Origin of the sequence: Ohtaekwangia kribbensis (assembly GCF_042676245.1) — a bacterium.
GTDB lineage: Bacteria > Bacteroidota > Bacteroidia > Cytophagales > Cyclobacteriaceae > Ohtaekwangia > Ohtaekwangia kribbensis.
Genome location: NZ_JBHTKA010000003.1, coordinates 371843 through 382235 on the forward strand (window position 1 = coordinate 371843; position 10393 = coordinate 382235).

Below are 10393 nucleotides of genomic sequence, written 5' to 3' on the forward strand. Positions count from 1 at the left end.
AAAACTGCTATGAAGTACAAAACAGGAATGCTGCTATTTCCGGAGTTAACCATTCAGGATTTTATCGGTCCGTATGAAGTGTTTATAAGAGCTGGCTGTTTTGAAGTATATACTATTTCGGAGACAACCTCATGGATACACGCAGAGGGCGGGCTTACTCTCAAGGCCGACCACACCTTTGAAGACTGTCCACAGCTGGATATAATCTTTGTTCCGGGTGGCCGGGGTATAACACCGTTATTGCTCAACAAAACTTATCATGCATTTCTACAACAGCAAGCGGTGCATGCGCAGTATATAACTTCCGTATGCACGGGTGCACTACTCCTTGCTGCAGCAGGACTTTTAAAAGGATACAAGGCAACTACGCATTGGCGCTCCATGGAATTACTCACCACGATGGGCGTTGAAGCGATAACCGAACGTGTTGTTACCGATCGCAACCGTATTACCGGTGGCGGCATTACCGCGGGTATCGATTTTGCATTGACTTTAACAGCACAACTTGGAGGAGAAGAGATGGCCAAGACCATTCAATTGATGCTCGAGTATAACCCGGAGCCACCTTTCCAATCAGGGTCTCCCGGCACTGCCGAACCACATATATTTCAACGTGCGCACGAAGCATCGCAGCCCGTGTTCGAATCGAGGCGAAAGATCATTCAGCAACTGCTATCACCCGGCAACTAAAAACCAGATATACTATATTATGGCCTACAGTGAAAAAATAGCAACCCGAATACGTGAAGCATTTTCTGATTTACGTAATGTTGAAGAGAAGAAAATGTTCAGGGGCATGTGCTTTATGGTGAATGGCAAGATGTGTGTTTGTGTGAATGAAGATGAGATCATGTGCCGGATTGATCCTGCTATATATGAAGAGATGTTAGAGCATGACGGCTGTCGCGCCATGATTCACAATGGCAAAACGATGAAGGGTTTTGTGTATGTGAGCGAAGATGTTCTGAAATCAAAAAAGAATCTGGATCACTGGCTTGATCTTGCTTTGGAGTATAACAAAAAAGCAAAAGCCGCCAGAAAAAAGACCACAGCAAAAGCGAAATCAGCAAAGTAAACAGACGTAATAACGATATATATACCTATATAATCATGATGCCCGCTGCAAATCTGCCGGCATCGCCTTTACGGGCGGAGAAAAAGTTATCGTTATTTTTTATGGTACATAGATTGGATATCTCGATGTTGGACGGATGTACACCAAATTCCTCCAGCAGTACCCGGTTCGCTTTCCAGAGGTCAAGCTTCGCTTTGTTATTCGGTTGGGGAATGAGTAGTGTACTGGCACCACTAAATGCACTGGTCACTTCGTTCACAACCTCCTCGCCTACCTCGTATGAGTCCTGGCTAACGGATGGTCCTATACCGGCAACAAGATCTTCACCTTTTGTTCCGAATGTTACCCGCATTTCATGCAATGTCTTTTCGAGTATACGCGCCACTGTGCCGCGCCACCCGGAGTGAACTGCGCCAACAGCTTTATTCTTCTTATCATATAAAAGAACGGGAACACAATCAGCAGACATCACGGCAATGCATATACCGGGCTCGTTGGTAATGAGTGCATCGGTATCCATCAGTTCTTCTTTTGACGTATGACTTGCAACACGAACAATTCGCGTTTTATGTACCTGCGAAGGGAAATATAGTTTTGCATCATCTACACCCATGGCCTTTGCCAGCAGATGGCGATTATGACGGATCAATTCCTTATCAGGAGAACTGGAATAGCTCAGGGTAAATTCATTTCCGCCAACATTCGAATCGCGATCGGTAACAAAATGACGGATGGAGGATTCTCTTTGCAGATCTTCAAATTGCCATAGTGCCAGGTTGCCGACTTGTAGCTTCTTCATAATCTATTCCCTCCTGTCTTTCGTTGTCTCAAATATATAAAAAATGATTTGGACAGTAAGATTAGCATGCCACGGAAGACAAACACGGTGGATTACAAATAAAAAAGGTGTTGCCAAAAGCAACACCCTCTTTAAGATTAAAGCTATATATTTTTTACACAGTCCAGGTACCGCTGTCTTCAACGTTACCTTGTTCATCGTACCATACCCAGCTTCCGCTACCTTGTGCGTTCCACTCCATTTCGTATGCTTTAACACCACCGAGGTAGTATACCACATCGCCAGCTTTAGTCTTTTCGTTTATGTTAAGCACAAACTTGAAGTCGCCAGTGTTATCTGTCAGCGTGAACGTGAAGATGTCGCCACTGCGGCCCCACTTATAGTTAAGGAGTATAACGGAAGTATCATCGCTATGGAAACCGAATATATCATAGATATTCATGAAGCCTGAACTGCGGTCTTTCTTTTCTTCAGCGTGGAAGTATTTCAACCAGCCTGTTTGTCCGGGTTGGGTAATGAAGATCTCGAATGCATAGCTATCCGATGTTTCGCTGATCTGGTAAGCAACACTATAACCTGATTGAGCATCGCTCCAGGTATATACTACGACATCACCGGTTGCATCTACGCGACCGTTCGCTGCTGTGATTCTGGCAGAAGATTTAGCCGCTCCGTCTGGCACCTTCATGTATGAAAGGTAGGAGCTCATCTGGTTCACCATTTGTATATATCCAACGGCCTGTTGTGCATAGGTGTCAGAAGAATTCTGCATAGCTGTTGGCGCAACCACAACGGTATTGCTTTCGGTAAGACTCAAAGTCTGGTTCTCGAGACTTGAGCTTGCTTCTTCGTCATCGCTAGAACACGAGAACGCAAAAAATGCTACTGCAAGCAAAAGGAATTTAGTCATTTTCATAACTGAGGGATTAATTAAGGTTAGGATAAATTATTTATGATGTTTTTTTATTTGACACAATATCAGACAGTTGGACTAATTGGTGCTACAACGCATAGTCTACTGCTTCGGTTGACTGGGCGTTAATAGCGTCTCATGGGATAAAGTGACCCCACATTGTGGTATAAATTGAAATATTTTTTAATCTGTTCTCGGTAGGACTTGGTTGTTTCAACCTGTAAGAATATATAATCCTTTTGTTCAGACAGTTAGAAAAAAAACAACGCCTCCACAGTTCTTCTGTGAAAGCGTTGGTGTAAACTCAATTGAGACAACTATATATACTATGGCAGAGGATCCAATTGCCACCCATAATCATTACGCAAGGAATGCAACTTGTGCAAAGTGGCTGGTGATGGCGGCCCTATCATCGCATTGTCTGTTTCATACCAGATGGCATATAAAGATATATACCCTCCGGTGCGACCGCTCGCTACAACCGACTGGTAAAGAATGTCGACAAAAGCCTCCAGTGAAGCTGTAGTAAAATTATTAGGACCGTCCAGGGAAACATAGGTGAGTATATTGTCTGGAGCAATAATTACTTCCGCCATATCATTTCCTATAAACATAATGGAAGTAAGCTTCTTGTTTTTGGTCAGGTCAATAGAAGTAGGACTTGTTGTAAGGCCTATACGGAGGTCATTGAGCTCCGTAAACGCTGCGACATCGATATGATCTACGATCGGCCCCAAGCCATAGAAAGACGAGAACTCAACTACATTTTGCAGATCACCGGTAATACTTACAAAAAAAGTACCGCTACTGGTATACACGTGTTCATACGTTTCATACGCCCCTATATCAAATAGGCTGGACGTACCATCTCCCCAGTCTACTGTAAACTGCCCGCCAGTGCCACTCAGGCGAAAGCTATAGGGGTTAAAACTATTGGCGTCTGCCAAGGCTATAAACGTTACGGCAGGCTCGAGTACTACCGTGAGTGGAGTACCTCCCAATTCCTGTTTCAGTTGGTTGAATGTAAATTTGCGGGTATATCTTCCATAGCCAGGTTTGGTAATGGCAAGTGTCATGGTATCATCGGGAGCTTCTGTAAAACCAAGTGTATTTACTTTTGCATCTAACGATTCTAGCTGTAGGGTATCTAGACCGTCCAGTAGCGTAGCCGTTGCAGAAGACATTTCGAGTCCATTTTCACTGGGTGTAAAAACGGAGATCTGAAACTTACGAACTACTTCGAGATCGAATGAAGCATAGCCAAAATCCTGCGGGCTGGTGTCCGACACATCAATTACCTGTACCCCAACGTTGGAGAGTTGATCTTTACCAACGGAGAATGTTAACGGTAACGGATCGTCAACAAGATCAGCCAGCGGAGCACCTTCTTTCGGAGCAGCATATAGCAAAACACGCGATGGACTTACTACCCAAAAGTCTGTAAGCCTGAAATTACCTTCCACCAGTGGAAGCGGCTCGCTTATATATTCATCGCCAACACGCACCAATTCAACTTGCTCGCGGGTAAATATAGCCTGGCCATTGGCACTTTGAATAGTAACGATCAGGTACGAGCCATCCGGGAATTCGGCAGCGGTTCTTCCACCAGGTTTTATCGTTGCATTGGGATTGAAGGAGAACTGGATTTGGCCAGTGTAACGGGGGCTTTCATTTTCGTCAGCACAAGAATACGCCAACATCGCTGCAACAAAAAGCAGCAGGGTTCTTTTTAATAATTGCATAAAACTGGGTTTTAAATAATAAAATAAAGTACAACCAACGCAAAACGTGTATGGCGCGGGTTTATATATAGTCTGCTCACTATTCAACGCATGGCTACAGTACCAATACACTTAATTGAGCAGGAGATACTATACCTCCTGCTTATAAGATCATTGGCGCTATAACGCTACGGATTAGGAGATATCGCCCAACCGTAGTCATCACGCAATGAGCGTAACTTGGTTAAAGCTTCCTCCGATGGGGGTCCGACCATATTGTTATTTTCTGTTTCATACCAAATGGCATACAGTGAAATATAACCTTCTGTACGACCGGTCTCCACCACTGACTGATATAGTGTATTAACAAAGGCGTCCAGCGAAGCCGTTGTAAAGTTATTAGGACCGTCAATTGATATAAACTGAAGTATATTGTCAGGCGCAATCAATATCTCGCCCATGTTATTTCCGATCAGCATCAGCCCGGTAAGTTTCTTATTCTTCGTGAGGTCTATACTTAGCGGGCTCACGGTCAGTCCTATGCGAATATCGACCATCTCCGTTAGCTGCGATACGTCAATGTGATCAACCATAGGACCTCCACCATAGAAGGAGTAAAAATCAGTTACGTTGGTTAAGTCACCGGTGATACTTACAAAATATTTACCGGAATGCGCGTAGTCATGTTCCTGCGCATCATCGGTATCAAGATCATATATACCTGACGTTCCGTCTCCCCAATCTATTGTTATCTGTCCGGATGGCCCCGTTACACGTATACTGAAATCCAGTGCATTGGTAACATCATGTAAAGCTACAAACGTAACAGCCGGAGAAAGAACTACCGTTAACGGATCGCCATTCAGTTCTTCCTTCAATTGGTTAAAGGTAAATTTGCGTGCATAGCGCGTATAGCCGGGTTTAGTAACAGCGAGTGTTACGCTGTCGTCAGGATTTTCTGTAAACACAAATGTATTTACTTTAGCTTCCAATGCTTCGAGCTGCAGGGTATCAATTCCGTTCAGCAGCGTAGCCGTTGCAGAAGACAATGTCAGTCCACCTTCACCCGTTGTAAAAACAGAAATCTGGAATTTTCGTATCACATCCAGTTCAAATGAGACATAGCCAAAGTCTTGCGGACTGCTGTCGGTAACATCAATTACCTGCACGCCTACATTGGACAGTTGATCTTTGCTGATAGAGAATGTTTGTGGCAATGGATCATCAACCAGGCCGGCCAGCGGAGCGCCCTCTTTCGGAGCAGCATATAGCAACACACGTGTCGGGCTCACCACCCAGAAATCAGTAAGCCTGAAATTACCTTCCGGTAAAGCAAGTGGTTCGCCTATATATTCATCACCAACGCGTACGAGATCAACCCGTTCGCGCGTAAGTACAGGAGTGCCACTTGCACTTTGAATGGTAACAATCAGGTACGAGCCATCCGGAAAATCGACAGCGGTTCTTCCACCGGGTTTTATCGTTGCATTTGGGTTGAAGGAGAACTGGATTTCACCAGTGTAGCGGGGGCTTTCGTTTTCGTCAGCACAGGAATATGCCAACACGGCTGCTATAAGAAGCAGCAGGGTTCTTCTTAAGATTTGCATAGACAGGGTTTTGAATAAATATACAACTAATTGGTACCCAATAGGGCAGCGGATATATATTTATTTAAAGTGTCTCAACAGATACTTACACAAGCGGGCAACCATCGGCAAAATACAGCAAGACTATATCTGTACCCCATATATTCCGTGCATCATACCCGTGATGGATGATGCCTGAAAAAATCTATCGATGTGGACGCACCATTCATCATCTCATAAATACTCAACATCGAAAATCAATAGTGAATTACTATACTGGCGATAGCTTGTTTGAGACAACATTATTTTATACCCCAATCAGTATAATACTCCTACCCGGCCTATGAGACGAGCTCCATACTATTTCGCGCTATTATTATTGCTATCATCTATCGCTTCAATAGCGCAGTCATTCAAGCATCCCGGACTACTTCAAACAGAAGAAAGTTTCACTCGCATGAGCACCAAAGTGAAAGCTAACGTTGAACCCTGGCTATCGGGCTGGAACAGGCTTACATCCAATTCACATGCTTCACTTAATTGGGTCAACAGTGCCGTAGATACGGTATATCGTGGCAACGATGGTATACATCCTGAAAACTATAAATTACTATACAATGATATAGCGGCAGCCTACGCTACGGCTATACGCTGGAAAGTCTCCGGTGATGTAGCGTATGCGAACAAGTCGATCGAGATTCTGAATGCATGGTCTGCCAAACTGAAATATTTAGGAGGTGATAACGATCGTGTACTCGCTGCCGGTTTATACGGTTACGAATTTGCCAATGCCGCTGAGATTATGCGCACGTATAGCGGCTGGAAGAAAGAAGACTTTACGCGATTCAAAAACATGATGTTAACGGTATTTTATCCGGTCAATCATAATTTCCTTACAAGACGTGAGCGATGCATCACGCATTTCTACGCTAACTGGGATCAGTGTACCATGATGTCGATACTTGCTATTGGTGTACTCTGCGATAATCGCGAATACTATAATGAAGCCGTTAACTATTTCAAGCACGGTGCCGGCAACGGAGCCATTGGCAACGCAGTATACTATATTCATGAAAATGGCTTAGGACAATGGCAGGAAAGTGGCCGCGACCAGGGCCACGCTTCACTGGGTATAGCATTGATGGGAGCTTTTTGTGAAATGGCGTGGAATCAGGGCGATGATCTTTATGGCTATGACGACAATCGGTTTTTGAAAGGTGCCGAGTATGTAGCGAAGTATAATTTAGGAGAAGACGTTCCATATATTACTTACAACAATTGTCTCAATGTAAATCAAACACAGATCAGTTCAGCAGGACGTGGCAATACGCGGCCGATATGGGAGTTGGTATATAATCATTACGTTCATCGCAAAGGTTTATCGGCTCCGTATTCTGCTAAGTTCGCTGCGAAAATAAGACCCGAAGGTGGCGGTGGAAATTATGGTCCGAGCAGCGGTGGTTATGATCAGCTCGGCTACGGCACACTGCTATATACACAGGATTCTCTTGAAGCCGCTTCTTTGCGCGAGGCGGATAGCGGTGTCGTTGTGTCGCCTAACCCGGTGCAAGATCAGGTAACAGTTACGCTCTCCAATGGAATGGAAACTGGTTCCCGACTGGAGGTTTATAACGACATCGGACAATTTCTTTTTGCAAAAGATATTACCGCAGAAACGTATACTGTCAGCATCAGCACGTTGGCGCCCGGCATCTACTACTTGCGTGTTTCGGGATCGAAACGAACCGTTGTGAAAAAGATCATAAAAAAATAATCAACCTTGAAGCCATGTGCCTCATGATGTGAGAACGTTGTCAGATCATGATGGGCACATCTGGTTATCAGTGTGTAATGATCTGTCAACAAACGTTGAGCTTGTTACAACAAAAACACTTCAGGATGTTCGCTGGTGAACAGTTCACGGTGTATCCGTAAACAAATACGGCAGACTTGAACCGGGTGCGAAAAAACGGATAAAAAAATTATAAATTTGCACCCTTTACCTACTGAACCGCCATGAAAAAAATACTGATTATATACTATACTCAGTCTGGTCTTCAATTATCAATACTTCAGTCGTTAGCCAAGCCGTTGGTAAGTGCAGGGCATAGCGTTCACTTTGAAGAGATACAACCCGAGGAGAAGTTTCCGTTTCCATGGAGTGCTTTCCAATTCTTCAATGCCTTTCCGGAAACATTCTCACAGAAGCCGCTGCAACTAAAGCGGTTATCTGAAAAAGCATTCGACAATTATGATCTTGTTATACTGGGTTACCAGCCGTGGTTTCTTACACCATCGCGCCCGGTAAGTTCATTTTTACAAAGCGATGATGGCAAGCGGGTTTTGAATGGCAAACCGGTTGTAACGATTCTGGGTTGCCGTAACATGTGGCTCGGAGCACAGGAAAAAGTAAAGCAACGCCTGCTCGATGCAAAAGCAAAACTCGTAGGACATGTTGCCATGGTAGATCGCTCCGGCAACCTGACGAGTCTCATTACTATTCTTCGCTGGATGTTTACAGGCAATCGTAAACCTTTCTGGTTCTTTCCGCAGGCTGGTGTTTCCAACCAGGATGTTGATCATGCAGAAATGTTTGGCCGTTTGATCAGCGGCCACATTGCCTCCAATAATTTCGATACACTTCAGAGCGAGCTATTGAAAGAAGGTGCCATCGATATTAAACCGAACCTGGTGCTTATGGAGAGGCGCGGACAAAAAGCATTTTCGGTATGGTCTAAATTTATAGCATCCGGAGGCGCAGTGCATTCTACAGGTCGTAAGATCCGAGTGTATATATTCATGTACTTACTGCCTACGGCTATCTTTTTCTTGTCGCCTTTATTATGGCTTTTATCCAAAATTTTGCTCACGGTAAAGCGTAAGGAGCTGTTGATGGATGTGGAATATTTTAAACATATTTCACTGCGCAGCAAGTAGAGATTGCATTTCAGCTTTATGCTGAAACAATCCTAATCTTACAATTGTACTAAAAGGGATTTTTTAAAACCTGTACGATGACGCGACCTGGGGTACGAAGTTTTAAATTTTACAGGAATGCAGTACTTTCGGGCTCAAATTGAAAATCAAAAATCTGTATATAAAACGCATACATTAGAGGATGAACAGGAGTGTTTATATTACCAAATTAGCAAGTTATTACCCCAACGAGCCGGTAGCGAATGATGACATTGAGAAGTTCCTGGGATTGATCAATGATCAGCCATCCAAGGCCAGACCTCTGATCCTGCGCAACAACCAGATCAAAAAACGTTTTTATTCTTTTGACAGAGAAGGAAAAACTACGCACACCAATACGAACCTGACACGTCTTGCTATTGAAAAACTGTTTGATGATAAATTCAAGCAGCAAGACATGCAGCTTCTCTCGTGTGGTACTACTACACCTGATCAGATGCTTCCGCCACACGCAGCCATGGTACATGGTGAAATGGGTGGCCATCCTGTTGAGATCAACACCGCTGCAGGTTCATGCAGTGCCGGTATACAGGCGCTTAAGTTCGGATATCTTTCTGTATTGTCTGGTAATACTACCAACGCAGTGTGTACCGGTTCCGATCGTTTTTCGAAATGGATGCAGGCGAAATTCTTTAAAGAAGAAGCAGAAAAAGTATCGATGCTTGAAGGTGGCGATGGCATGATTGCTTTTGAAAAAGATTTCCTTCGCTTCATGTTGTCAGACGGAGCAGCGGCTGTATTACTGGAAGATAAACCGAACCCAGACAAACTTTCCTTGCGCATCGACTGGATTGAACAAAAATCATATGCCCACGAGCTTCCGGCTTGTATGTATTATGGCGCGGTGAAAGATGAGAACGGTAACTTCATTGGCTGGAATGATCTGGAGCAGCAGCAATGGGCGGGCGAATCTGCCTTTGCACTGAAACAGGACACCAAACTGCTCGGAGAATTTATCGTGAAGAAGGGTGGTGAGTTTATGAAAGAACTGGTAACGAAGCACAATATAGATGTAGAGAATCTCACATACTTCCTGCCGCATCTTTCATCACAATATTTTGCATCGCGAATAGCAAAAGAACTTGAAGTTCTGAACATAGATATACCATCATCCAAATGGTTTACAAACCTGACGTGGGTTGGTAACGTGGGTGCAGCTTCTCCCCTGCTTATGCTGGAAGAGTTGTTTAACTCGGGCCGCATGAAGAAGGGCGATACAATCTGGATGATGATTCCGGAAAGTGCACGTTTCAATTACGGCTATGTAATGCTTACGGTAGTATAAACCGGTAGCCGTAATGTCTGCAGATCGTTAACTGTTAT

9 protein-coding genes are annotated in these 10393 nt (G+C 44.1%); 5 read left to right on the forward strand and 4 right to left on the reverse strand.

Annotated elements, in window-relative coordinates:
- Nucleotides 1-9: 9 nt before the first annotated feature.
- Together ACFQ21_RS12235 and ACFQ21_RS12240 are read left to right on the forward strand one after the other, a co-directional pair.
- Complete coding sequence (locus ACFQ21_RS12235) at nt 10-690, forward strand: DJ-1/PfpI family protein (protein ID WP_377579381.1); 681 nt, start codon at nt 10-12, stop codon at nt 688-690.
- 19 nt (nt 691-709) lie between these two features.
- Nucleotides 710-1075 (forward strand): TfoX/Sxy family protein, encoded by a 366-nt coding sequence (locus tag ACFQ21_RS12240; RefSeq protein WP_377579383.1) that lies wholly within the window; start codon nt 710-712, stop codon nt 1073-1075.
- 25 nt (nt 1076-1100) lie between these two features.
- On the opposite strand, the gene pgeF is transcribed toward ACFQ21_RS12240, so the two are convergent.
- From pgeF to ACFQ21_RS12260, 4 genes are all read right to left on the reverse strand, one after another.
- A complete protein-coding gene (pgeF, locus tag ACFQ21_RS12245; RefSeq protein WP_377579385.1) occupies nt 1101-1874 on the reverse strand; it encodes a peptidoglycan editing factor PgeF in 774 nt (257 codons plus the stop codon).
- Between the two features lie 154 nt (nt 1875-2028).
- Nucleotides 2029-2790, reverse strand: coding sequence for a hypothetical protein (locus tag ACFQ21_RS12250; RefSeq protein WP_377579387.1), 762 nt, complete (start codon nt 2788-2790; stop codon nt 2029-2031).
- A gap of 323 nt (nt 2791-3113) precedes the next feature.
- Nucleotides 3114-4529, reverse strand: a complete 1416-nt coding sequence (locus tag ACFQ21_RS12255) for a hypothetical protein (protein ID WP_377579389.1) — start codon at nt 4527-4529, stop codon at nt 3114-3116.
- Between the two features lie 167 nt (nt 4530-4696).
- Entirely contained in the window at nt 4697-6115 is a 1419-nt protein-coding gene (locus ACFQ21_RS12260; RefSeq protein WP_377579391.1) for a hypothetical protein, read from the reverse strand.
- Nucleotides 6116-6437: 322 nt separating this feature from the next.
- Between ACFQ21_RS12260 and ACFQ21_RS12265 the strand changes: the two genes are divergently transcribed.
- The 3 genes from ACFQ21_RS12265 to ACFQ21_RS12275 all read left to right on the forward strand — a co-directional run bounded on the left by ACFQ21_RS12265 (nt 6438) and on the right by ACFQ21_RS12275 (nt 10355).
- The gene (locus tag ACFQ21_RS12265) at nt 6438-7868 is read left to right on the forward strand and encodes an alginate lyase family protein (RefSeq protein WP_377579393.1); all 1431 of its coding nucleotides are present in this window, start codon (nt 6438-6440) and stop codon (nt 7866-7868) included.
- A 242-nt stretch (nt 7869-8110) separates the two neighbouring features.
- The gene (locus tag ACFQ21_RS12270) at nt 8111-9031 is read left to right on the forward strand and encodes a hypothetical protein (protein WP_377579395.1); all 921 of its coding nucleotides are present in this window, start codon (nt 8111-8113) and stop codon (nt 9029-9031) included.
- 181 nt (nt 9032-9212) lie between these two features.
- A complete protein-coding gene (locus ACFQ21_RS12275; RefSeq protein WP_377579397.1) occupies nt 9213-10355 on the forward strand; it encodes a beta-ketoacyl-ACP synthase III in 1143 nt (380 codons plus the stop codon).
- The last annotated feature ends 38 nt before the right edge of the window (nt 10356-10393 follow it).

Coding starts and splice junctions, on each gene's coding strand:
- ACFQ21_RS12235 (WP_377579381.1), top strand. CDS start 10: ATGAAGTACAAAACAGGAATGCTGCTATTTCCGGAGTTAACCATTCAG.
- ACFQ21_RS12240 (WP_377579383.1), top strand. CDS start 710: ATGGCCTACAGTGAAAAAATAGCAACCCGAATACGTGAAGCATTTTCT.
- pgeF (WP_377579385.1), bottom strand. CDS start 1,874: ATGAAGAAGCTACAAGTCGGCAACCTGGCACTATGGCAATTTGAAGAT.
- ACFQ21_RS12250 (WP_377579387.1), bottom strand. CDS start 2,790: ATGAAAATGACTAAATTCCTTTTGCTTGCAGTAGCATTTTTTGCGTTC.
- ACFQ21_RS12255 (WP_377579389.1), bottom strand. CDS start 4,529: ATGCAATTATTAAAAAGAACCCTGCTGCTTTTTGTTGCAGCGATGTTG.
- ACFQ21_RS12260 (WP_377579391.1), bottom strand. CDS start 6,115: ATGCAAATCTTAAGAAGAACCCTGCTGCTTCTTATAGCAGCCGTGTTG.
- ACFQ21_RS12265 (WP_377579393.1), top strand. CDS start 6,438: ATGAGACGAGCTCCATACTATTTCGCGCTATTATTATTGCTATCATCT.
- ACFQ21_RS12270 (WP_377579395.1), top strand. CDS start 8,111: ATGAAAAAAATACTGATTATATACTATACTCAGTCTGGTCTTCAATTA.
- ACFQ21_RS12275 (WP_377579397.1), top strand. CDS start 9,213: ATGAACAGGAGTGTTTATATTACCAAATTAGCAAGTTATTACCCCAAC.